The organism is Streptomyces macrosporus (assembly GCF_039533145.1).
GTDB lineage: Bacteria > Actinomycetota > Actinomycetes > Streptomycetales > Streptomycetaceae > Streptomyces > Streptomyces macrosporus.
The window spans coordinates 49,363-70,733 of record NZ_BAAASZ010000052.1 but is presented as its reverse complement, the minus strand read 5'-3'; the positions used below and the strand labels follow the sequence as shown (position 1 = coordinate 70,733).

The 21,371-nt window shown below is 72.7% G+C and carries 22 protein-coding genes; 10 read left to right on the top strand and 12 right to left on the bottom strand.

What is annotated here, in order from left to right; translation table 11 throughout:
* Positions 1-29 precede the first annotated feature (29 nt).
* Positions 30-407: a phage holin family protein gene (locus tag ABD335_RS29675; RefSeq protein WP_344329077.1), complete on the bottom strand. Its 378-nt coding sequence runs from the start codon at positions 405-407 to the stop codon at positions 30-32.
* Positions 408-464: 57 nt separating this feature from the next.
* Here ABD335_RS29675 and ABD335_RS29670 point away from each other — a divergent pair, with 57 nt between their 5' ends.
* Both ABD335_RS29670 and ABD335_RS29665 read left to right on the top strand, forming a co-directional pair.
* Complete coding sequence (locus ABD335_RS29670) at positions 465-782, top strand: cupin domain-containing protein (protein ID WP_344329075.1); 318 nt, start codon at positions 465-467, stop codon at positions 780-782.
* Positions 783-976: 194 nt separating this feature from the next.
* Positions 977-1,183 (top strand): DUF5326 family protein, encoded by a 207-nt coding sequence (locus tag ABD335_RS29665; protein ID WP_344329073.1) that lies wholly within the window; start codon positions 977-979, stop codon positions 1,181-1,183.
* Between the two features lie 94 nt (positions 1,184-1,277).
* On the opposite strand, the gene ABD335_RS29660 is transcribed toward ABD335_RS29665, so the two are convergent.
* The gene (locus ABD335_RS29660) at positions 1,278-2,675 is read right to left on the bottom strand and encodes a YibE/F family protein (RefSeq protein WP_344329071.1); all 1,398 of its coding nucleotides are present in this window, start codon (positions 2,673-2,675) and stop codon (positions 1,278-1,280) included.
* Positions 2,676-2,877: 202 nt separating this feature from the next.
* Here ABD335_RS29660 and thiC point away from each other — a divergent pair, with 202 nt between their 5' ends.
* The 3 genes from thiC (at position 2,878) to ABD335_RS29645 (ending at position 6,442) form a co-directional block, all read left to right on the top strand.
* Positions 2,878-4,713: a phosphomethylpyrimidine synthase ThiC gene (gene thiC, locus ABD335_RS29655; protein ID WP_344329069.1), complete on the top strand. Its 1,836-nt coding sequence runs from the start codon at positions 2,878-2,880 to the stop codon at positions 4,711-4,713.
* Positions 4,714-4,816: 103 nt separating this feature from the next.
* The gene (locus ABD335_RS29650) at positions 4,817-5,920 is read left to right on the top strand and encodes a hypothetical protein (RefSeq protein ID WP_344329067.1); all 1,104 of its coding nucleotides are present in this window, start codon (positions 4,817-4,819) and stop codon (positions 5,918-5,920) included.
* A 195-nt stretch (positions 5,921-6,115) separates the two neighbouring features.
* A complete protein-coding gene (locus ABD335_RS29645; RefSeq protein ID WP_344329066.1) occupies positions 6,116-6,442 on the top strand; it encodes a hypothetical protein in 327 nt (108 codons plus the stop codon).
* 129 nt (positions 6,443-6,571) lie between these two features.
* Here ABD335_RS29645 and ABD335_RS29640 read toward each other — a convergent pair whose 3' ends face one another.
* Positions 6,572-7,048 (bottom strand): lamin tail domain-containing protein, encoded by a 477-nt coding sequence (locus ABD335_RS29640; protein WP_344329387.1) that lies wholly within the window; start codon positions 7,046-7,048, stop codon positions 6,572-6,574.
* Positions 7,049-7,274: 226 nt separating this feature from the next.
* On the opposite strand from ABD335_RS29640, the gene ABD335_RS31000 reads away from it, so the two are divergent.
* Both ABD335_RS31000 and ABD335_RS29635 read left to right on the top strand, forming a co-directional pair.
* Positions 7,275-7,394 carry an Imm7 family immunity protein gene (locus ABD335_RS31000; RefSeq protein ID WP_425583782.1) on the top strand — a complete coding sequence of 40 codons (120 nt, stop codon included), beginning with the start codon at positions 7,275-7,277 and terminating at the stop codon, positions 7,392-7,394.
* 77 nt (positions 7,395-7,471) lie between these two features.
* Positions 7,472-8,890, top strand: a complete 1,419-nt coding sequence (locus ABD335_RS29635) for a VWA domain-containing protein (RefSeq protein ID WP_344329063.1) — start codon at positions 7,472-7,474, stop codon at positions 8,888-8,890.
* 22 nt (positions 8,891-8,912) lie between these two features.
* On the opposite strand, the gene ABD335_RS29630 is transcribed toward ABD335_RS29635, so the two are convergent.
* The 5 genes from ABD335_RS29630 to ABD335_RS29610 form a co-directional block, all read right to left on the bottom strand.
* On the bottom strand, positions 8,913-9,500 hold the full coding sequence (locus ABD335_RS29630; protein WP_344329062.1) for a pyridoxamine 5'-phosphate oxidase family protein: 588 nt from the start codon (positions 9,498-9,500) through the stop codon (positions 8,913-8,915).
* Between the two features lie 92 nt (positions 9,501-9,592).
* Entirely contained in the window at positions 9,593-10,507 is a 915-nt protein-coding gene (locus ABD335_RS29625; protein WP_344329061.1) for an SCO4651 family lipoprotein, read from the bottom strand.
* A gap of 276 nt (positions 10,508-10,783) precedes the next feature.
* A complete protein-coding gene (locus ABD335_RS29620; protein ID WP_344329059.1) occupies positions 10,784-11,617 on the bottom strand; it encodes a M23 family metallopeptidase in 834 nt (277 codons plus the stop codon).
* Between the two features lie 87 nt (positions 11,618-11,704).
* Positions 11,705-12,484 (bottom strand): hypothetical protein, encoded by a 780-nt coding sequence (locus ABD335_RS29615; protein WP_344329058.1) that lies wholly within the window; start codon positions 12,482-12,484, stop codon positions 11,705-11,707.
* Positions 12,481-12,822: a PadR family transcriptional regulator gene (locus ABD335_RS29610; RefSeq protein ID WP_344329057.1), complete on the bottom strand. Its 342-nt coding sequence runs from the start codon at positions 12,820-12,822 to the stop codon at positions 12,481-12,483. The genes ABD335_RS29615 and ABD335_RS29610 overlap by 4 nt, the downstream gene beginning before the upstream one ends.
* A 174-nt stretch (positions 12,823-12,996) precedes the next feature.
* Between ABD335_RS29610 and ABD335_RS29605 the strand changes: the two genes are divergently transcribed.
* Positions 12,997-13,791 carry an alpha/beta fold hydrolase gene (locus ABD335_RS29605; RefSeq protein WP_344329054.1) on the top strand — a complete coding sequence of 265 codons (795 nt, stop codon included), beginning with the start codon at positions 12,997-12,999 and terminating at the stop codon, positions 13,789-13,791.
* A gap of 84 nt (positions 13,792-13,875) precedes the next feature.
* On the opposite strand, the gene ABD335_RS29600 is transcribed toward ABD335_RS29605, so the two are convergent.
* The 4 genes from ABD335_RS29600 to ABD335_RS29585 all read right to left on the bottom strand — a co-directional run bounded on the left by ABD335_RS29600 (position 13,876) and on the right by ABD335_RS29585 (position 18,140).
* Positions 13,876-14,649, bottom strand: coding sequence for a Mut7-C RNAse domain-containing protein (locus tag ABD335_RS29600; protein WP_344329052.1), 774 nt, complete (start codon positions 14,647-14,649; stop codon positions 13,876-13,878).
* A gap of 86 nt (positions 14,650-14,735) precedes the next feature.
* Positions 14,736-15,617 carry a hypothetical protein gene (locus ABD335_RS29595; RefSeq protein ID WP_344329050.1) on the bottom strand — a complete coding sequence of 294 codons (882 nt, stop codon included), beginning with the start codon at positions 15,615-15,617 and terminating at the stop codon, positions 14,736-14,738.
* Between the two features lie 192 nt (positions 15,618-15,809).
* Positions 15,810-16,787, bottom strand: a complete 978-nt coding sequence (locus ABD335_RS29590) for a metallophosphoesterase (protein WP_344329048.1) — start codon at positions 16,785-16,787, stop codon at positions 15,810-15,812.
* A gap of 240 nt (positions 16,788-17,027) precedes the next feature.
* Positions 17,028-18,140: a LacI family DNA-binding transcriptional regulator gene (locus ABD335_RS29585; protein WP_344329046.1), complete on the bottom strand. Its 1,113-nt coding sequence runs from the start codon at positions 18,138-18,140 to the stop codon at positions 17,028-17,030.
* Between the two features lie 377 nt (positions 18,141-18,517).
* Between ABD335_RS29585 and hisC the strand changes: the two genes are divergently transcribed.
* Both hisC and ABD335_RS29575 read left to right on the top strand, forming a co-directional pair.
* Positions 18,518-19,597 carry a histidinol-phosphate transaminase gene (gene hisC, locus ABD335_RS29580; RefSeq protein WP_344329045.1) on the top strand — a complete coding sequence of 360 codons (1,080 nt, stop codon included), beginning with the start codon at positions 18,518-18,520 and terminating at the stop codon, positions 19,595-19,597.
* Positions 19,598-19,838: 241 nt separating this feature from the next.
* Positions 19,839-21,350 carry a cytochrome ubiquinol oxidase subunit I gene (locus tag ABD335_RS29575; RefSeq protein ID WP_344329043.1) on the top strand — a complete coding sequence of 504 codons (1,512 nt, stop codon included), beginning with the start codon at positions 19,839-19,841 and terminating at the stop codon, positions 21,348-21,350.
* Positions 21,351-21,371: the final 21 nt, after the last annotated feature.

Sequence of the window (21,371 nt, the reverse complement as noted above, 5' to 3'; positions counted from 1 at the left end):
TCGGACGGTGCTCCGCCGGTGTTCCGCGGTCAGTCGCCGTCGGGCAGCAGCATGTTCACCGCCCACGACACGATGGAGATGATCAGGGCGCCGAGGACGGCCGTCCAGAAGCCGTCGACGTGGAAGGCCAGGCCCGTCCGGTCCGCCAGCCAGGAGGTGAGCAGCAGCATCAGCGCGTTGATCACCAGCGTGAACAGGCCCAGGGTGAGGACCAGCACCGGGAAGGAGAGCAGCTTCGCGATCGGCTTGACCACCAGGTTGACCAGACCGAAGATCAGCGCGACGAGGACCAGCGTGAGAGCCTTGTCGGCGGTGTCGTCACCCGTGAGCGTGATGTCGTCCAGCAGCCACACGGCGACGGCCAGGGCCACGGCGTTGGCGATCGTCTTGACGAGAAAGGTCACCATGGTCGAGATCGTCCCAGATGTGGACGCGGCCGCCTACCGGTGAGGGGTTGAGGACCTGTGAAGGTGTTCCGACTGGACGAACTGGAGGCGGAGCGGGCCGCCAACGAGGGCGCGTACCTCCAGTTCCTGCGCGAGCGGAACATGTCCGTCGGCCTGTACGCCCTGGACCGCGGCCAACCCGACCCGCAGCAGCCGCACCGCCAGGACGAGGTGTACTTCGTCGTCAGCGGCCGGGCGCTGATCACCGTCGGGGACGAGACCACCCAGGTGGCGCGCGGCAGTGTGGTCTACGTGCCGGCCGGGGTGCCGCACAAGTTCCACCACGTCTCCGAGGACCTGCGGGTCCTGGTCGTCTTCTCTCCCCCGGAGAGCTGACGCCCCCGGCCTCGGGGTTCCCTAGGGGCCGGATCGGGGAAGGACCCGGGCCGGTGCGGCTCCCACCGGGGCTCCGGCCCGCCTAGCATCGGAGACGGACGACGGGGACCGCGGAACGAGACCGCGGTCCCGGAGCCACAGCGATCGGGCATGCGATCGGGCGAGCGATCGGGCAGAGGAAGCGGGTAACGGGCATGGACGTCAAGAAGACCTTCGCGGCGCTGCCGTGGTGGGTGAAGTGGGTCGCGATCCCCGCCATCGCGCTCTTCGTCTTCGGCGGCCTGATCGCCAGCGTCGTCGGGTTCATCCTGGGGCTGCTGTTCAAGCTGCTGCTCTTCGTCGCGCTGGTCGGCGGACTGGTCTACGTGGTGCGGAAGTTCACCTCGTCGTCCGGCACCTGACCCGCCCGGCACCCGAGCCCTCCGGCATCCGGCGGAGGGGCGGAGGGAGCGCCCCGACGGATGCCGGGGCGCACGGGAGCGTCGCGGGCGCGGCTCAGTGCCGCGCCCGCCGCCGTCCCCGCCGACCGCGCCCCCGGTCCCGTCCGTCCCCGCGGTCCGCGACCGCCACCAGCGCGGCCAGCGCCGTCGTCACCGGCACCGAGGCGACCAGGCCGATCGAGCCGATCAGCGTCCGCACGATCTCCTCCGCCACCACCTCGCTGCCGGCCACCGTCCCCACGTCGCTCCGCGCGACGGAGAACAGCAGCAGCAGCGGCAGCGAGGCGCCCGCGTACGCCAGCACCAGCGTGTTCACCACCGACGCGATGTGGTCGCGCCCGATGCGCATCGCCGCGCCGTAGAGCCTGCGCCAGCCCGCCTCCGGATCGGCCTGCCGCAGCTCCCACACCGCCGAGGTCTGCGTCACCGTCACGTCGTCCAGCACGCCCAGCGAACCGATCAGCACCCCGGCCAGCAGCAGACCGCGGACCTCGATGTCCGGGTAGAGGGTGTGCACCAGGCCCGTCTGGTCGTCGGTGTTGCCCGTCAGCTCCGCCCAGCCGATGAACGCCGAGCCCAGCACCCCGATCAGCAGCAGCGACACCAGCGTCCCCAGGACGGCCACCGAGGTGCGGGCATTGACGCCGTGGCACAGGTACAGCGTCGCCAGCATGATCGCGCTGCCCCCGACCACCGCCACGGCCAGCGGATCGGAGCCCTGGAGGATCGCGGGCAGGATGAACAGCGTCAACACCGCGAAGCCGACCACCAGCCCGACCAGCGCCAGCACCCCGCGCAGCCGTCCGACGACCACCACCGCCAGCGCGAAGACGGCGGCCAGCACCGTCAGGGGGACGGTGCGCCGCACGTCCACCACGCTGTACTGCAACTCGCGCGGCGCCCGGGGCGCGTACGCCACCACGACCTCCTGGCCGGCCGTCAGACGGCGGGTGGCGTCCGGGGTGACGACCTCCGGGAACGTGTGGCCCGCGTCCTTGCCCTCGGTGACCTCGACGGTCGCCTTCAGGCACGTCCCGCCCGTCCGCGGGAGCGAGTCCGCCACGCCCGGCTCCCCGCCGGGCCGCTGTCCGGGGGCCGCGTTCACGTCCTCGCAGGCCACCTCCTCCACCGCGGTGACCCGGGCGGAGAACGTCTGCCGGTCGTAGCCGAGACCGCTCTGCCCCTCCTTCCCCTCCGGGGTCCCGCCCGGCCACAGCACCACCAGCCCGGCGAGCACCGCCACGGCGAACGGCACCAGCACCACCGCGATGATCCTGCGCAGCCGCGCCGAGGCGGGCGCGACGGGACCGTGGTGGTGCGCGTGCGCGTGACCGGCCGCGGGTCCGGCCGCGCGGTCGTGTGCGCGGCCGTGCGCGTCCGCGGGACCGGGCGTGTTGCCGGGCGTGGGCGGCTGTGGCGGACGGGGGTACGGAGGGCGGGGAGGAGAGTCCACACCCCGATCATCCCAGGAGGTGTGGAGGGCACTCTGGCGCACGTCCGGGATCAGCCGTTAGCGTGGGGGCGCTTTTGCACACCGCGGGAGCTCCGAGCACGGGGCTGAGAGGACGCTGACCTCCGTGGGACGGCCACGGGGACACGCTGCGTCGACCGCCGAACCTGTTACCGGGTAATGCCGGCGTAGGGAGTTGGGTCTCATGACCACGCAGGATGCACGCACGCCCGAAAACGCTGCCCAGAACACCGCCGACGGCGGAGCCCAGCGCGAGATCGGCTGGCACAAGGGCTATCTGAGCGGAACGCGCCCCGACATCCGGGTGCCCGTCCGCCGAGTGCACCTCACCAACGGCCGGGACGTGACGCTGTACGACACGTCCGGCCCGTACACCGATCCGAACATCGACACCGACGTCCGCCGCGGCCTGCCGCCGCTGCGGGAGAACTGGATCGTCGCCAGGGGCGACACCGAGGAGTACCCGGGCCGCGAGGTGCGGCCCGAGGACGACGGCATCAGGCACACCTCGCCGCGCGGCGGCCTGCGCAACCTCGACGCCGTCTTCCCCGGCCGCCCGCGCCTGCCGCGCCGGGGCCGCGACGGCACCACGTCCGTCACGCAACTCGCGTACGCCAGGCGGGGCGAGATCACCCCCGAGATGGAGTTCGTGGCGATCCGCGAGGGGTGCGCGCCGGAGTTCGTCCGCGACGAGATCGCCGCGGGCCGCGCCGTGCTCCCGGCGAACGTCAACCACCCGGAGTCCGAGCCGATGATCATCGGCAAGAACTTCCTGGTGAAGGTCAACGCCAACATCGGCAACTCCGCCGTCACCTCCTCCATCGAGGAGGAGGTGGAGAAGATGACCTGGGCGACCCGCTGGGGCGCCGACACCGTGATGGACCTCTCCACGGGCCGCAACATCCACACCACCCGCGAGTGGGTGCTGCGCAACTCCCCCGTCCCCATCGGCACCGTCCCCCTCTACCAGGCGCTGGAGAAGGTCGACGGCAGGGCCGAGGAGCTGAGCTGGGAGGTCTACAAGGACACCGTCATCGAGCAGTGCGAGCAGGGCGTGGACTACATGACCGTCCACGCCGGCGTCCTGCTGCGCTACGTCCCGCTGACCGCCCGCCGCAAGACGGGCATCGTCTCGCGCGGCGGCTCGATCATGGCGGCCTGGTGCCTGGCGCACCACAAGGAGAACTTCCTCTACACCCACTTCGAGGAACTCTGCGAGATCCTGCGCGTCTACGACGTCACCTTCTCCCTGGGCGACGGACTGCGGCCGGGCTCCATCGCGGACGCCAACGACGAGGCGCAGTTCGCCGAGTTGCGCACCCTGGGCGAGCTCAACCGGATCGCCAAGTCGCACGACGTGCAGACGATGATCGAGGGCCCGGGCCACGTCCCGATGCACAAGATCAAGGAGAACGTCGACCTCCAGCAGGAGATCTGCGACGAGGCGCCCTTCTACACCCTCGGCCCGCTCACCACCGACATCGCCCCGGCGTACGACCACATCACCTCCGGCATCGGCGCCGCGATGATCGCCTGGTGGGGCACGGCGATGCTCTGCTACGTCACCCCGAAGGAGCACCTGGGCCTGCCGGACCGCGACGACGTCAAGACGGGCGTCATCACCTACAAGATCGCCGCCCACGCCGCGGACCTGGCCAAGGGCCACCCCCGTGCCCAGGAGTGGGACGACGCCCTCTCCGACGCCCGGTTCGAGTTCCGCTGGGAGGACCAGTTCAACCTGGCCCTCGACCCGGACACGGCCCGCGCCTACCACGACGAGACGCTCCCGGCCGAACCGGCGAAGACGGCGCACTTCTGCTCGATGTGCGGGCCGAAGTTCTGCTCGATGAAGATCTCCCGGGACATCCGTCGCGAGCACGGCGGCGACCTCGCCGTCGAGGCCGTCGGCGCGGGTGACGCCGCCGTCGACCCGGGCGTCGACCCGGAGGAGGGCATGCGCCGCAAGTCCGAGGAGTTCGCCGCGGCGGGGCACCGCGTCTACCTGCCGGTCGTGGACTGACCTCCGCGCACGGACCGCTCCTCCCGGATGCCCCGGCCGCTGCCGGGGCATCCGGGAAGCGGAGGGCGCGACCGGTGTGATCACCGCCGATACCCTCCCTGGCATGGGCGGCATCGACGTGGCCAACGGAGTGGTCGGCGCTGTGATCGGCATGGTGTTCGCCGTGCTGTTCCAACAGCCGTTGCAGGACGGCTGGTTCAGGCTGCGCAGACGTTCCTCCGTCGCGCTGCGCGGCCTCCGGAGCCGGGAGGAGTCCGCGCCCGTGTGGCGGACCTTCTCCCTGGGCCCCCTCCACACCTCCGCCCTGATCGTGGAGGGCGACGGGGATTCCCCGATCTCCCCCGAGAGCATCCACGTCCAGGTCCTCGACGGGGAGGTCGAGCTGCCGCCGGACATGGCCGCGTGGCGGGAGGAGATCGCGGAGGAGAGCGAGCGCCTGAGGGCGGAGGGGCGGACGCCGCTGTGGAACGGCCCCCGGTACGCGGTGGAGTCCTTCGACGTGTCCCGGACGGCCCTCGACGAACGGCCGGAAGTGCACCTGCGGCTGCGTCCGACGGACTACTACACCTTCCTCGCCGCCCAGCAGCTCGACCGTCGGCTGTCCGACGGGACGACCCCCCGCTCCCGGTACCTCGACCCGGACGACCCGCTGCGGGCACCGGCGTTCCTGCAGTGCAGCTTCGCCGTCAACATCGCGGTGGTGACCGCCGACGACATGCTGGTCGTCAGCCGGCGCAGCAACCGGGTCCGCATGGCGCCGGGCGTCTGGAACTCCTCGGTCAACGAGGGGATGTCGCGGCACATCGACTCCGCCGGCAGGAGCGCGCCGGACCTGTACGCGGTCTCCCGGCGCGGCATGCGCGAGGAGCTGTCCCTGGAGCCGCACGAGTACTCGCTCGACCTGCTGGCCTTCGTGCTGGACGTCGACAGGCGTCACTGGAGCGCCCACTTCCACGCCCGGCTGAAGGACCTGACCCGCGAGGGACTCCAGGAGCGCATGAGCCGGGGGGTCGCGGACCGGTGGGAGCACCAGACCGTCGACTACGTGCCCTTCCGACCCGCGGCGGTGGCCCGGTACATGCTGCGCGCCGACCGCGTCCACCGGTGGGCCCCGCTCGCGCCGGCGCTCTTCCACCTCGCGCTGGTGCACGTCTACGGCCGTACGCCGGTGGAGAGGGCGGAGGCGCAGGCGGTGCGGCGCCTGTAGGGCGGAGGCGCGCCGCGAGATCCGGCGGCCGGGGACGGACGGCGGCCCCGGACGGACGAGGAGAAGCGGCCGACGATGAGATTCGGCCACTTTGTGCCGTCACCCGGCCGAGGGGACGGACTCCTGCCACCGGACGGGCGCCTCCGGGAACGACCGGGCGGCCGGAACCGATGGACAGGTGAGGGAGGCGGGGCGGTGTCGGCCGATCTCTTCGAGGAGGAGGTGGAGTACCTCTTCCGGTACGCGGAGAAGGGGCTCCTCTACTTCGTCCCCCTGTGGGACTCGGCCGAGACGGTGGCGGGCAGAGGCGCCCCCGTGTCGCGGGTCCGGGAGGTCGCCCTGGAACTGATCGGCGCGTTGATCGACCGAGGGGTCCGGGTCGGGGACGTCGGTGAGCGCGAGGACCGTGACATCGACCCGTGGGACGCCGACAGGGAGACCGTCCTCGCCCGCGTCGACGCGGGGATGAGGCGGATGACGGACCCGACGGACTTGGTGTACGTCTGCGGCTTCCGGGTGTGAGCCTCGGCCTTCTCGGCTCCGCGCCGACGTCCCGACCGCCGTGGGCCGCCGTGGGCCGTCGGCCCGGGCGGTCCCCCGCCTCCGTTCGGGGAGACGGGGGACCGGGGGCGTTCGGCCTACTTGTGGAGCCTACTTGTGGAAGGTGATGTAGCCGTTGCCGTCGGGGTCGGATCCGCTCTTGGTGTAGGAGTGGACGTCCGCGCGGCTGCCGGAGGGCTTGTACAGGTAGATCGTGTCGCGGTCGTTGTTCCAGAGGAAGTTGCAGTTGTTGCGGTAGACCACGTTGTTCTTGTCGGAGTCGGTGCCGCGGCCACCGCGGAGCTTCACGTAGTCGCCCGGCTGGAGCGAGTGGCTCGCGGTGAAGGTGAAGCGGTTCCCGGCGGCGTCCTTGACGATGTAGCCCTTGAGGTTGACGGTCGCCGAGGACGAGTAGTTCTTGATCGTCAGGTACTCCTCGCGGGTGTTGCCGGAGGAGCAGCTGTTGGAGTCCCGGCCGGGCGCGTCGTACTGGACTCCGCGGACCTTCAGGGCCGAGCTGTACTCGGCGGCCTGGGCCGGAGCGGCGACGAGAGCGGCCAGCGCACCGGCGGTGACGGCAGCGGCCATGACAGGGTGCTTGCGCACGAAAGATCCCCCCTGGGATGTGATGAAACGACAAGGAGCATACATAAACCGATGAGGCGTTGGTTCCGGTCTCGGATTCCCACCCCCGGCACCAAACGCGAAGCGGGGCAGCGGTGTTGATCTCCGGCGCGGTTCTCGGCGGTGCCGACCTGCGGTTCCGTCGTGGCGGGGAGCCGGGCGCCGGGACGGGCGGGAGCACGGGGGTGTCGTGAACGACACATCCGCGCGGCTTCCGTTCCGCCGCCGTGTCCGCGTCCTGGCCGGGGGCGAGATCCACGACCGTCCGGACCCGTTCCCCTCGCCCGTCCGTCCGGTCGTCGAGGACTGATCCGACCTGTGGATCTCTCGGAACGAACGAGGGGTTCCCGGGGCCTTCCATCGGGGCGGGCGGGCAGACTGGAGCGCGTGGAGCCGATATCGCTGAGCAAGGGAGCCAACGTCCCCCTGCCCGTTCCCGCCGTGCGGGCCCGGCTGAGCTGGGCGGACGCCCCCGGCGCGCCGGACGCCGACGCCTCGGCGCTGTTGCTGACCGCCGCCGGACGGGTGCGGGACGACGCCGACTTCGTCTTCTACAACCAGCCCCACCACGCCTCCGGCGCCGTGCGCCACCTGGGCAAGCGGCGGCAGGAGGGCACCGTCACGGACACCGTCGAGGTGGACACCGCCCGGCTGGAGGCGGGCATCGCGCGGGTGCTGCTGTGCGCGTCGGCCGACGGCGGGACGTTCGGGCAACTGGCCGGGCTGCGGCTGTCGCTGCTGGACGCCGCGACGGGCGCCGAGGTGGTGCGCTTCGAGACGGAGGCGACGACCGAGACGGCGTTCGTCGGCGGCGAGCTGTACCTGCGCGGCGGGCAGTGGAAGTTCCGCGCGGTCGGGCAGGGGTACGCGTCGGGACTCGCCGGGCTGGCCCGCGACCACGGGATCACCGTGGACGAGGAGCTGCCGCGGACGGCACCGGAGCCGGTCCGGCCGCCCGCCCCGCTCCCGCCGCGGGAGCCGGTCGCCCCGCGTCCGCCCCTGCCCCTGCGGCAGCCGACCGCGGCGTCCCCGCGGTCGGGCACGGGCGAGGAGAGCCTGCCCGTCGACGTGCGCACGCGCCTGTCCCTGCGCAAGGAGCAGGTCGCCGTCAGCCTGCGCAAGCACGGCGCGGAGGGGGTCAGGGCGCGGGTGATCCTCGTCCTGGACGCCTCCGGCTCGATGGCGCTGCTGTACGGCAAGGGGACCGTCGCGGGCGTCGTCGAGCGCATGGCGGCCGTCGCCGCGCAGCTCGACGACGACGGCGAGATGCAGGCGTGGACGTTCGCCACCCATCCGGCCCGCCTGCCCGACCTGCGGATCGGCGAGCTGCCCGGGTGGATCCGCCGCCATGTGCGGGTGGGCGAGATGAGCCTGTTCGGCCGCCCGAGGAAGCGCAAGCGGGGGCTGGAGCCCGATCAGGTGGACATGCGGCTGGTGGGGGTCCAGAACGAGGAGCAGCGGGTCATCGCGGAGGTCCGCGCCCACGTCCGCGAGAACCCGGCGCCCGACCCGACCCTGGTGCTGTTCTTCTCCGACGGCGGTGTCTACCGCGACGACGAGATCGAGCGGGAGCTGCGGGCGGCGGTCGAGGAGCCGATCTTCTGGCAGTTCGTGGGCATGGGCCGGGCGAACTACGGGGTGCTGGAGCGGTTCGACACCCTGCCGGGGCGGCGCGTGGACAACGTCGGCTTCTTCGCCGTGGACGACATCGATCGGGTCCCCGACCCCGAGCTGTACGACCGGCTGCTGTCGGAGTTCCCCTCCTGGCTGAGGGCCGCCCGGCGGGCGGGCATCCTCCGCTCCTGACCCCCTGCCGACTTCGCCGCGGTCACCGGGCGAACCGCCAGCGGGTCTGGGCGTACGCGTCGCCCTTGGCGAAGCCGAAGGCCACGGTGGGGACGACCCGGTAGACGTGCGCCTCGCCGCCCCGCGGGTCGTGGAAGGCGCCGTCGCGGACGGTGAAGCGCCAGTCGGGACCGTACTTGGCCTCGTAGAGGTCGGCCAGGCGCCGGAGTTCGGCGTCGGTGACGATCCGTGCGGCGTCGCCCTCGACCACCAGGTCCAGGCCCTCGCGGAGGATGTTGGTCCCGGTGGTGAGGACGCAGTGCGGGTTGCGTTGGAGGTTGCGGGCCTTCTGCTCGGTCGGGCCGGTGCAGAAGTGGAGGGCGCCGTCCAGCCAGACGGCCAGCAGCGGGGTGACGTGGGGGCGTCCGTCGACCCGTACGGTCGACAGCCAGAACACCTCCGCCGCCTCCAGCCCCCGCGTCGCCTCGGACCAGGGGGTGGGGACGGCGCCCTCGTCGCTGAACCGCGGGTCGAGTTCGGCCACCGGCTCGGTGATCGTCGTGCGCGTCGCGCGTGCCGTGCGGGTCACGTGGGTGGTGTGCGTGTGCGACGTGTTCGGCGTGTTCGCCATCTCTCCTCCTGTCGCTCGCCCGCGGACGCCCACGGGTCTCTGCGAAGGTAGAGACGCGAGCCGGTGGCCGGACTCATCGGCGCCCGCCGGTGTCAGCCGGCGGGGGATTCTCCACTCGGCCGGACGAACCTGTCGGTGACGTCCGTGGTCTGTCCGGCGGGCGGCGCGGAGACGTCGACCGGGGTGCCGAAGTCGTGGAACTCCAGCACGGTGCGGACCGCGGCGCTCCGCGTCCGATCGGGCTCTCCCGGCTCCCGCGACTCCGCCGACGGGCCGCCGGCGCCCTTGGCCTCGATCTCGAACTGCTGGCGGCGGATGCGGTCCCGGTCGTCGAGCCACAGGTCCATCGGCAGGGACTCACCGAGTTGGCGCCGGAGCCGCTCGCCCTGGGCGGTGTCCTCGCCGGCGAGGTCCTCGACGTCCACGGTCACGCGGTAGTGCGTGGTGTCGACGCCGTCGATCCTCTCGCGGCCGATCCGGGTGGCGTCGTCGTCCGACAGGGCCCGGGCGTAGTCGACGGCCCGGGCGGGGTCGCTGATCCGCACCCCGTTGACGCCCTCGATCCGTCCGGCGGCCTCCCGCAGGTCGATCCTGATCCACGGTTTGCCGTCCGACACCCGGTCCCGCAGGGACTCCGGCAGCTTCTGGTAGAGCGCCTGGTCCACCACGCGCTGCCGGATCGTCTCGCCGCCGACCCGGATCGTCAGGTCGCTGGTTCCGTCGGCCAGGTCGATGGAGCCGCTTCCGGTGACCGTCCGCTCCTGTCCGCCGGAGGCGGCGTGGAGCCTCAGCGTCATCTTCGCGGTCTCGGCCGCCACGGTCTTCTCGTGTGCCGTCCGCACGACCTCGGCGGCGTCCTCGCGCCCCTCGGCCCGCGCACTCCCCTCCTGCACACGATCGGCCGTGCTCCGGTTCTCCCCGCCGCCGTCGGTCCCACAGCCGACCAGCGCCGTGCCGGCCAGCAGCCCGGCGGCCACCATCGCGCCGGTTCTGGTCCCGCGTGACATGCGCGCCATTCGCTCTCCCTCGGTGTCGCGGAGCGGTGCTCGTCGCTCGTCCCCAACTCGTCCGACACCGCTCCGCGTTTCCCTGCGCATGCCGATCAATCGACCAAAATTGGACAATCGCGCCAACTGGTGTGGTGGGAGCGGGGTTTGCGGGCGGTCGACGCCGTGCCGGTGGTGGAGCCGGCCGTCCCCGCCGGCCGTTCGGCGGCGTGCGGCGGGTCCTCCGGCCCCTCGGGGCGGACGGGGAGGAGCGCGGACGGTGGGAGGGCCGGCGGGTCACACGGTGAACGTCGCGCCGTTCGCCGGGACGCCGACGCCGCGCCAGTGGAACGGTATGCCGCGCGCCGTGTGCGGGTCCGCCCCGTCCATCAGTTGGAAGTGCAGGTGCGGTTCGGTGGAGTTGCCGGTGTTGCCGACGCGGGCCACCACCTGGCCCGCGCGCACCCGCTCGCCCTCCCGGACGGTCAGCGAGCCGCGCATCAGGTGGGCGTAGAGGGCGTACGTGCCGTCGCCGAGGTCGAGCACCAGGTGGTTGCCGACGATCGCGCCGAGTCCGGACACGTCGCGGACGGACGCCTCGGCGAAGAAGAGCGGCAGGGCCGGCCAGGAGTTGCGGGAGAGGTGGTCGCGGCGGCGGTCCCGGGCGCGGACGACCGTGGCGTCGGCGACCGCCAGCACCGGTGCGCCGAACGCGGGGAAGTCGCCGTTGCGCCGGACGGGCGGCCACCAGCCGAACGCCGGGCGGGGCCGGTCCTCCGGCTCGTGCACGATGTCGATCGCGTACGCCTGGCCGTAGGCGCGGGTGCCGTGGCTGGGCACCTTGTCGGCGGGGCTGTTGAGCGCGCTCCAGCGGCCGGTGACCGGCGGCGCGACCTCGACGGGCGCCGGCTCGGGGCCCCGGTGCGCGTTCCGGGCGAGGAGCGACCGGGGGATCTCCGTGGAGAGCGCGACGACGGCGGCCCCGAGCAGCAGCCGGCCGGGGGCGTCGACGCCGAGGCCGAACAGGTCGTGGGCGAGGTCGAGCAGGACGAGCGCCACGACGAGGCCGTAGAGGGCGGGGCGCAGCCACGTGAGCAGGGCTGCCGTGCGGGCCGTGCCGGCCGCGGTCATCGGGGTTCCCTCCGCCGGGTGCGTCTGTGTGTCGGCTGTGCGTCAGCGTGGTCGACGCGCCCGGCGGTTGTCCACCCCCGCCGGGCGTCACGGCAGTTCGGCGGACTCCTTCGCCAACCGGCGGCGCATGGCGTACGACCCGAAGGCGCCGCCGGCCAGGCCGCCGACGAGCGTGCCCGTCAGCGTGGCGGGGGTGAAGGGGGAGGCGTCGGTGACGAGGAGGACGACGCCCGCCACCCCCCACGCCGCCGCGGCCGCCACGAGCAGCCACCGGTACTTCGAGCCGAGGAAGAGGCGGCGCGCCGGTGGCTCGGGGACGGCGGGGAGTTCGGCGGCGGGGCCGGTGACGGCGGCGCGCGGGCGCTTGAAGTAGGTGATGTACGTCCACCGGCCGCACGGCTCCCACCCGTCCGGCGCGAGGCGGGCGGCCACCTCGTCGTGGTCCTTGCGGCTGACGATCTCGCGGCGGTACTCCCAGCGCATCGCGCCGGCGGGGTCGCGGCGGCAGACGAAGCGGCCCAGCCGGTCGATGCGTTCGACCTCCCAGCCCTGGTCGCCGAAGCGGGCCAGCAGCTCCCGGTCGGTGTAGGCGTCGCAGAGCCAGCGCCACTCCTCGGCGCGGGGGCCCGGCTCTCCGGCGGGCTCGGCGGGGGAGGCGTCCGTGCCGCCGCGGACGAGCTGCTCGGCGAACTCCTCCACCGGACCGAACTCGGCCTCCGGGGTGGTGTCGGCGTCCAGCAGGTACTCGTGCAGGTCCGCCAGGACGGCGGTCACCCGCGCCTCGGCGAGGCCCCGCGCGCGGAGCCGGTCCGCCAACTCCGTGAAGTACGGGTCCGTGCTCCGCGCCGTCTTTCCCTGCCCCGTCATTCCTCCACCCCTCCCTTGCCCAGTACGTCCTTCACCGACCGGTGGAACACCAGCCACGCGCCGCCCTGTTCGGCCAGGTGCCGGCGTCCGTCGCCGGTCAGCCGGTAGTAGCGGCGGCCGGGGCCGCGCTCGGCGGCGCGGAACTCGGCCTCCACCAGGCCGGCCTCCTCCAGCCGGTTGAGCACCGGATAGAGCGTGCCGCCGCGGATCGTGCCGAGCCCGGCCTCGTCCAGCCGCTTGGCGATCTCGTAGCCGTAGTTCTCGCCCTCGGTCAGGCAGGCGAGGACCAGCAGGTCCAGGACGCCCTTGAGCCAACTGGCCCTACGGTCTGTTGCCATACCTAGATGACACCATGAGTTAGGTAGCTTCGCAACCTAGGTGGCGGAACAGATGAGTGACCCTCCGGAACTCACCGGAGGAGAACGGGAGCGCCGCGACCGATGAGTTCCGTCGCGCCGGACGGTCCACCCTCCCGAGAACCGCACCCCCCGAGAACACGGCAGGGAGAGACCATGGAGACAGTGACCTCGCGCGACGGCACCCCCATCGCCTACGAGCGCCACGGCGACGGCCCGCCGATCGTCCTGGTGAGCGGGGCCCTCTGCGACCGCACGGCGAACGCGCCGCTGGCCGCCCTCCTGGCCCGGAGCTTCACCGTCTACAACCACGACCGCCGCGGGCGCGGCGCGAGCGGCGACTCCTCCGCGCCCTACGCCGTCCGGCGCGAGGTGGAGGACATCGCGGCCGTCATCGCCGCGGCGGGCGGGTCGGCGGCGGTGTGCGGCTTCTCCTCCGGCGCCGCCCTGGCCCTCGCCGCGGCGGCGGACGGCGACGCCGGCGTCACGCACCTGGTGATGTACGAGCCCCCGTACTCGTCGGACGAGGAGAGCCGCAGGAGGAAGGCCGAGTACACCGCGCGCCTGACGGAGACGCTGGCGGCCGGACGCCGGGGCGACGCGGTCGAGCTGTTCGTGAGGCTGACGGGCGCGCCGAGCGAGGTCGTCGACCAGTTGCGGAACTCCCCGATGTGGCCCGGGTGCGAGGCGCTGGCCCACACCCTCGCCTACGACAACGCGGTCCTGGGGGACGGCTCGCCGCCCTTCGAGCGGCTGGCCTCCGTCACGGTGCCCACCCTCGTCGCCGCGGGCGGCGAGACCTGGGAGTGGATGCGCGCCACGGCACGGGCGGTCGCGGACGCCGTGCCCCGCGGGGAGTACCGCGAGCTTCCCGGACAGGACCACGATGTGAGGCCCGAGGCGCTGGCGCCGGTGCTGGAGGAGTTCCTGGCGGCCGACCCGCGCGGCTGAACCCGGCGGGACGGAGGGAGAGGAGGGCCCGGCCGCGGACGCCGGGCCCTCCCCGTCGGGCCGGTCCGGGCTCGGCCGGGCCGATCAGGGCTCGGCGGTGCGGACCGACTCGGCGGCCCCGGCCACCAGCTCCTCCAGCCGACTCCCGTGCGCCCCGCGCCAGTAGACGTGTCCGCAGTCGCGGCAGCGGGCGAAGGTGTCGTACGTCCGGCGGGTCCCCGGGCGCAGCAGGTGCTCGACCTCGGACTTGGGGACGCCGTCGAGCAGCCCGTTGCACGCCGTGCACCTCGTCCACGGCGCCAGGGGCGGCGCGAAGCGGTCCAGGACGTCGGCGAGTTGGTCGTCCGGGCGGGAGCCGTGCACGTAGGCGCCCATCCAGAGCTGGCGGCGCATCAGCAGCCCGCGGTCCTGGGTCAGCAGGACGCGCCGCTCGGCGTTGGCCTGCTCGACCAGGGCGGCGTCGTCCATGTCGTTGTGGTAGGCGGTGTCCAGACCGGCCACCAGCCGCAGCCGCCGGGCCAGCGTGCCCAGGTGGACGTCGAGCAGGAAGCGCGGCGGCCCGTCCGGCACCCGCTGCGGCCTCTCCACGGGCTCGACCCGGATCGTCTCGCCCGCCTCCGGGCGGTGCTCCGGCCCCACCCGCCGCCCGTCCGCCAGAACGAGCGCGCCCACCTCCGTCAGCGGGACGCCGGCGGACTGCACGATGTGGACGAGGGACGACGTCCCGTCGTGGGGCACGGGAAGGGCATCGGCGCCGCGGTGGCGCGTGGGCAGGAACAGCCGCAGCTCGGGGGAGATCCGCAGGAACAGCTCGTGTGGCGCCCGGCGCTCCTCCGGGCTCCTTGATCGGTCCGTCACCCTCCCCAGGATGCCGGCACCCCCTCGCCGGTCCCACCGAATTGTCGGAGCGCGGCCTCGGGCGCGGCCTCGGCTCGGCCTCGGGCTCAGTCCGGGGCGTGCTCCGGGCCGCCGAAGTCGGGGCTGGTGAAGTCCGGGCTGGTGAAGCGGGGGCCGGTGCCCGCCTGGCGGGGCGTGCCCGAGGCGGGGCTGGAGAAGCCTGGGTGCGTGTAGCCCAGCCGGGGGTGGCGGCTCTCCCGCGGCGCCTTCGCGGCCCCGGCCGCCTCGGCGGTGTCGGAGGCGGTGTCGGAGGCGGCGTCGGGGACGGCGGCGGTGTCGGGAGCGGCCAGGGCCTCGCGGAGGAAGGGCAGCACCCCGCGCTCCAGCAGCGCCGTCCGCCAGGCCGCGCGGGCGCGGGCGACCTCCTCGGCCAGGCCGTCCGGCCCGCCGGGGCCGCCCGCCCGGATCGCGCCGGAGCCGTGGCGCAGGGCGGTGACGAGCAGGCCGACGCACGCGATCAGGAGCGTGGCGGCGGTCAGGGCGGCGAAGGCCCAGCCCGCGGTGCGCATCGGCGCGGCGATGGACGGTTCGGGTGTCATCACGCGCAGGGCGTAGCCGACCAGGAGGAAGATCACCGATGCGGTTCCGGCCAGCAGGGGCGCCAGCACGGAGAGCATCGGAAGCAGCCCGGCCCCGGCGGAACCGGAAGCTCCGGAGGGGCCCGTGGTCGCGCCCTGCGCCGAGGGGGCGTGGTCGGGCCGGCGCAGCTCCTCGCGGAGCCGGACGAAGTGGTCGTACTCGGCGGCGGCGCAGGCGGCGATCGCGGCGGCGGCGCCCAGCGCCATGGTGCGGAGCTGGTCGGTGGTCAGCCGCCGGCCGACGGCGGCCAGGTCAGGGTGGTCGCGTGCGGTGCGCAGCGCCTCGTCGAGGACCCGTTCGAACTCGGGGCGGTCCTCCAGGCGCAGGTGCGGAGCGCTGTTCATGTGCATCCCCCGATGCTCCGTACGGCCGTGAGGGCGGAAACGGAGGAGAGCTCGCTGAAGACAGGGACCCGATGGTAGAGCGGTTCCGTCAGGCGGTGACAGGGTGTTTCCGGAAAATACGCACCCGGCGGTGGGGGCGTTCACCCGCGGAACCGTCCGCGCACGGGTGGGTCAAGCGGACGCCGGGGGAGCCAACGCTCAGGCGGGGAGCGGGAGTTGGGTCACCAGTAGCTTTCCGGCCATGGTCACTCCGCCGTCCATCGCGACCGCCAGGGAGTCGGCGTAGACGTGCGGTCCGTGCACCTGCGGCGCCCCGTCGCCGCCGTCCTCGGAGCCGACCTCGCCCAGCAGGTACGGGATGGGGCTGTGCCCGTGGACGAGCCGTCGCCCGCCGTAGGTGTCGAGCATCTCGCGCACGGCCGCCGCCCCGCCCTCGTCGCGGAAGGCGAAGCGCTTGGTGAACTTGCGGAACAGGTCCCAGGTCTCGTCGGCGTCGTGGTGGGTGAGCGCCTCGGTGATCGCGTCGTTGACGTCGGTGATGGTGTCGCCGTACTCCCGGTAGGCGGTGGTGTCGGAGTGCACCAGCAGGTGGTCGTCGGCCAGGGCCATGGCGTCCAGCCGGGACATCCACTGGACGTGGTGGTCCTGGAGCCGCTCCATGTCGGAGTGCTGGCCGCCGTTGAGCAGCCAGGCGGCCTTGAAGGAGGCGGTGCCGGCGCCGGAGCTGACGGGGGTGTCGCCGAAGCGCTTGGCGCCGATCAGCAGCAGCTCGTGGTTGCCCATCAGGGCCTTGCAGTAGCCGCCGGCGGCGGCGGCCTCGGCGGAGAGCTGCATCACCAGGTCGATGACGCCGACGCCGTCCGGGCCGCGGTCGGTGAAGTCGCCCAGGAACCACAGCCGGGCGTTCCCCGCGATCCAGTGGTCCTCGGTGTCGATCAGACCCTGGTTGAGCAGGGCCGCCCGCAGCTCGTCGAGGTAGCCGTGGACGTCGCCGACGACGTACAGCGGCCCCTGCTCGCCGCCGGACGAGCCGAGGGGGGAGGGGGTGTCGACCAGCGTGGGGGTGGGGATCGGCACGCCGGCCGCGGGGCCGACGACGGGCAGGTCCCGCTGCGTGGGGGTGTACCCGTCCGGAAGCGGGCCGGTCGCGCCCATCGCGCTCGCGTTGTGCCACATGTCGGATCCCCGACCGGCCCCCTGAGTCATCGACCCCTCCACCGTCGCGCGCGCCTGCACCTTCCGGACCCTCGCCGCCTCCCGCGGGTTGCCCCGTGCCGAAAGCCGGTCCTGGTGTGTGCGCCCATCATAGGAACGCAGGTCGCGCCTTGTGACGCACCCGGGGACGACAATTCGGGCCGGGGCCGGACGGGAGCCGGACGAGGTGGAGTTTTCTCCCGTTGTGTCCTTTTCGCTCGCTCAGTCGTGCTGTTCGGGGGAGCGGGGTGCGCTGATCGTCGTCTGCGAGCGGCGCCGCTGCGAGGACGCGCGGACGATGAGGTCGGTCGGCATGATCTGCTGCACGGGCCGGTTGCCGCCGGCGCCCTCGATGGCGTCGATCAGGAGCTGGACGACGGTGGTGCCGATGCGTCCGGGCTTGAGGGAGAGGGTGGTGATGGGCGGCTCGGTGCCCGCGTAGACGGCGGACTCGCTACAGCACACCAGCAGCAGGTCGTCGGGGACGCGCAGCCCGTAGCGGCGGGCGGCGGCGAGGAGGTCGGTGCCGTTGGGGTCGAACAGGCCGTACACGGCGTCGGGGCGGTCGGGCCGGGCGAGCAGCCGGTCGGCGGCGACGGCTCCCGCGCAGGGGTCGTGGGCGGGGTACGCCTCGTACACCGGGTCCTGGCCCTTGCGCTCGCACCACCGGAGGTAGGCGCTGGTGGACAGCCGGGTGTAGGTGTCGGTGCTGGTGCCGGTGAGCAGGCCGATGCGGCGGGCGCCGGCGGCGGCCAGGTGGTCCAGCAGGCCGGTCACGGCGGCCTCGTGGTCGTTGTCGACCCAGGCGGTGACGGGGAGGTCGCCGCAGGGGCGGCCGTCGGAGACCACGGGGATGCCCTGGCGGACCAGTTCGGTGACGACGGGGTCGCGGTCGGAGGGGTCGATGACGACGGTGCCGTCGAGGGCGACGTTGGACCAGACGTCGTAGGGGCTCTGCCGGGTGCTGCCGGGCAGGATCACCAGGGCGTAGCCGCGGGCCAGGGCGGCGGAGGAGGCGGCGCGGGCCATCTCGGCGAAGTAGGCGAACTCGGTGAAGGTGAAGGGTTCCTCACCGTAGGTGGTGACCGTGAGACCGATCAGTCCCGATTTGCCGGTGCGGAGGGTCCGGGCCGCCGCGGAGGGGCGGTAGCCGAGGCGGTCGGCCACCTCGCGGACGTGGCGCCGGGTGGCTTCGGGCAGGCGACCCTTGCCGTTGAGCGCGTCCGAGACCGTCGTGATCGAGACCCCGGCCGCGGCGGCCACGTCACGGATGCCCGCGCGTCCCAGCCGACGGCCGCGGGACCGGCTCACCTGGTGCTTCCCTGCTGCTGTCATGGCGTGCCGATAGTAGGGCCGTGACACGCCGTTTGCGGAGGTGTACAGGGAAAGGAGCGAAGAAACGATTCTGCAAGCTGGATCAGCGATAACGACCATGGAAGGGGCGGCGGTTCAGGGTGTGATCCATCGTTTCTGCGGCTCTGCCACCGCCTGTTCCGGTAGAACGGCGAATCTGTCCGGGCCGCCTCAACTCACCTCCACGGGTGATGCGCGCCACGGCGCGCGCCACCCGCGCACGCTTCTTCGGATGCGCCCCTCCGAGGGAGGACGCGGGGGGTCTCCCGGAATCCTTCCAGGGTGAGCAGTATTGGACGCGGTGAGAGCGGCGGCAGGGCCGCTCCGCGACTGGCCCGGAGGGTCGAGGAGGACCTGGCATGACGGAGAAGGCCCCGAAGCTGCGCGCGGCACTGGACGGGATCCCCACCTACAAGCCCGGCCGCCCTCCCGCGGCCGACGGCCCGGTGGCGTACAAGCTGTCCTCCAACGAGAACCCCTACCCGCCCCTGCCCGGCGTGCTGGAGGCCGCCACCGCCGCGGCCGGCTCCTTCAACCGCTACCCGGACATGGCCTGCGGCGCCCTGACGAGCGAGCTGGCGAGCCGCTTCGACGTGCCCGTGACCCACGTGGCCACCGGCACCGGCTCGGTGGGCGTCGCCCAGCAGCTGCTCCAGGCCACGGCCGGCCCCGGCGACGAGGTGGTCTACGCCTGGCGGTCCTTCGAGGCGTACCCGATCATCACCCGGATCTCCGGGGCCGCCTCCGTCGAGGTGCCGCTGACCGAGGGCGAGGACCACGACCTGGACGCGATGGCCGACGCCGTCACCGACCGCACGCGGCTGATCTTCGTCTGCAACCCCAACAACCCCACCGGCAACGCCCTGCGCCGCGCCGAGCTGGAGCGCTTCCTGGACCGGGTCCCCGAGGACGTCCTGGTGGTGCTGGACGAGGCGTACCGCGAGTTCGTCCGCGACGCGGACGTGCCGGACGGGATCGAGCTGTACCGCGACCGCCCGAACGTGTGCGTGCTGCGCACCTTCTCCAAGGCGTACGGCCTGGCCGGGCTGCGGGTCGGGTTCGCGATCGCCCACGAGCCGGTGGCCGCGGCGCTGCGCAAGACGGCCGTCCCGTTCGGGGTGAGCCAGATCGCGCAGGACGCGGCGGTCGCCTCGCTGCGCAGCGAGGACGAGCTGCTGAAGCGCGTGGAGGCGCTGGTCGAGGAGCGCGGGCGGGTCCGCGAGGGGCTGCTGGAGCAGGGCTGGACGGTGCCCGAGACGCAGGCGAACTTCGTCTGGCTGCGCCTGGGCGAGCGCACCACCGAGTTCGCGGAGGCCTGCGAGAAGGCGGGTGTGACGGTCCGGCCGTTCGCGGGCGAGGGGGTCCGCGTCACGATCGGCGAGACGGACGCCAACGACATCTTCCTGCGGACCGCGCGGGACTTCCGCAAGGGGCTCTGAGACCTCCGGCCCCGTCCGCCCTGCCGTGACGCCCGGCGCGTCCGGAGGGCGGACGGGGCCGCTCCGCGCCCGGCCCTCCCTCCCCGCGAACCGGGACGGAACCCCTCGCCCGAAAGTGTCTCCGTCCTCACACCCCCCCGGGTGAAAGAAAGGAAAAGACGTGCGTCATACTTCTTGTGAATGTGAACGCATTCACGAGCGCGTGTGACACGTCACACCATGTCCACTTTTGGAGAGGGCCGTGGACCTAGCTCTGGCGCCGGAGACCCTGGCACGGTGGCAGTTCGGCATCACCACCGTCTACCACTTCCTGTTCGTCCCCCTGACCATCTCGCTGGCCGCCCTGACCGCCGGCCTCCAGACGGCCTGGGTGAGGACGAACAAGGAGGTGTACCTCAGGGCGACGAAGTTCTGGGGGAAGCTCTTCCTGATCAACATCGCCATGGGTGTCGTCACCGGCATCGTGCAGGAGTTCCAGTTCGGCATGAACTGGTCCGACTACTCCCGCTTCGTCGGCGACGTCTTCGGCGTCCCGCTCGCCTTCGAGGCGCTGATCGCGTTCTTCTTCGAGTCGACCTTCATCGGCCTGTGGATCTTCGGCTGGGACAAGCTGCCGAAGAAGCTCCACCTCGCCACCATCTGGATGGTGTCCATCGGCACCGTCCTGTCCGCGTACTTCATCCTGGCGGCCAACTCCTGGATGCAGCACCCGATCGCCTACCGCATCAACCCCGAGAACGGGCGCGCCGAACTCACCGACTTCGTCGCGGTGCTCACCCAGAACACCGCCCTGGCGCAGTTCTTCCACAGCATGACCGCGGCCTTCCTCACCGGTGGCGCCTTCATGGTCGGCATCGCCGCCTACCACCTGGCCCGCCGTCGCCACGTGCCCGTCATGCGGACCTCGCTCCGCCTCGGCCTGGTCACCCTCGTGACCGCCGGAGCGCTCACCGCCGTCAGCGGCGACGTGCTCGGCAAGATCATGTACGAGCAGCAGCCCATGAAGATGGCCGCCGCCGAGGCCCTGTGGGAGACCGAGGGACCCGCGCCGTTCTCCGTCTTCGCCTACGGCGACGTGGACGACGGACACAACGAGGTCGCCATCGAGATCCCCGGCCTCCTCTCCTTCCTCGCGCACAGCGACTTCTCCACCCCCGTCCCCGGCATCAACGACACCAACGAGGCCCTCCAGGAGCAGTACGGCCCCGGCGACTACAAGCCCAACATCCCCGTCGCCTACTGGGGCTTCCGCTGGATGATCGGGTTCGGCATGGCCTCCACCGCCCTGGGCGCGGTCGGACTGTGGCTCACCCGGCGCCGGTTCCGGCTCGCCGAACGCCACCGCACCACCGCCGACGAGGTCCCGCGCCTGGCCCTCACCCGCGACCGGCTCCTCGGCCCCACCCTCACCCGCTGGTACTGGCGGCTGGCCTTCCTCACCCTGGGCTTCCCGCTCGTCGCCAACGCCTGGGGCTGGATCTTCACCGAGATGGGCCGTCAGCCGTGGGTCGTCTACGGCCTGCTGCGCACCTCCGCCGCCGTCTCCCCCGGCGTCTCCCAGGTCGAGGTCCTGATCTCCCTGACCGTCTTCACCCTCCTGTACGCCGCCCTCGCCGTCATCGAGGTCAGGCTGCTGGCCAAGTACGTCAAGGCCGGGCCGCCCGAGCTGACCGAGGCCGACCTCAACCCACCCACCAGGATCGGCGGCCACGACCGGGACGACGCCGACCGTCCCATGGCCTTCTCCTACTAGGTCCTACCGAGGTTTCCCCCG

Coding starts and splice junctions, on each gene's coding strand:
- ABD335_RS29585 (WP_344329046.1), bottom strand. CDS start 18,140: ATGACAGCAGCAGGGAAGCACCAGGTGAGCCGGTCCCGCGGCCGTCGG.
- hisC (WP_344329045.1), top strand. CDS start 18,518: ATGACGGAGAAGGCCCCGAAGCTGCGCGCGGCACTGGACGGGATCCCC.
- ABD335_RS29640 (WP_344329387.1), bottom strand. CDS start 7,048: ATGGCCGCTGCCGTCACCGCCGGTGCGCTGGCCGCTCTCGTCGCCGCT.
- ABD335_RS29595 (WP_344329050.1), bottom strand. CDS start 15,617: ATGCACATGAACAGCGCTCCGCACCTGCGCCTGGAGGACCGCCCCGAG.
- ABD335_RS29665 (WP_344329073.1), top strand. CDS start 977: ATGGACGTCAAGAAGACCTTCGCGGCGCTGCCGTGGTGGGTGAAGTGG.
- ABD335_RS29615 (WP_344329058.1), bottom strand. CDS start 12,484: ATGACGGGGCAGGGAAAGACGGCGCGGAGCACGGACCCGTACTTCACG.
- ABD335_RS29605 (WP_344329054.1), top strand. CDS start 12,997: ATGGAGACAGTGACCTCGCGCGACGGCACCCCCATCGCCTACGAGCGC.
- thiC (WP_344329069.1), top strand. CDS start 2,878: ATGACCACGCAGGATGCACGCACGCCCGAAAACGCTGCCCAGAACACC.
- ABD335_RS29590 (WP_344329048.1), bottom strand. CDS start 16,787: ATGTGGCACAACGCGAGCGCGATGGGCGCGACCGGCCCGCTTCCGGAC.
- ABD335_RS29650 (WP_344329067.1), top strand. CDS start 4,817: ATGGGCGGCATCGACGTGGCCAACGGAGTGGTCGGCGCTGTGATCGGC.
- ABD335_RS29625 (WP_344329061.1), bottom strand. CDS start 10,507: ATGTCACGCGGGACCAGAACCGGCGCGATGGTGGCCGCCGGGCTGCTG.
- ABD335_RS29675 (WP_344329077.1), bottom strand. CDS start 407: ATGGTGACCTTTCTCGTCAAGACGATCGCCAACGCCGTGGCCCTGGCC.
- ABD335_RS29620 (WP_344329059.1), bottom strand. CDS start 11,617: ATGACCGCGGCCGGCACGGCCCGCACGGCAGCCCTGCTCACGTGGCTG.
- ABD335_RS29610 (WP_344329057.1), bottom strand. CDS start 12,822: ATGGCAACAGACCGTAGGGCCAGTTGGCTCAAGGGCGTCCTGGACCTG.
- ABD335_RS29630 (WP_344329062.1), bottom strand. CDS start 9,500: ATGGCGAACACGCCGAACACGTCGCACACGCACACCACCCACGTGACC.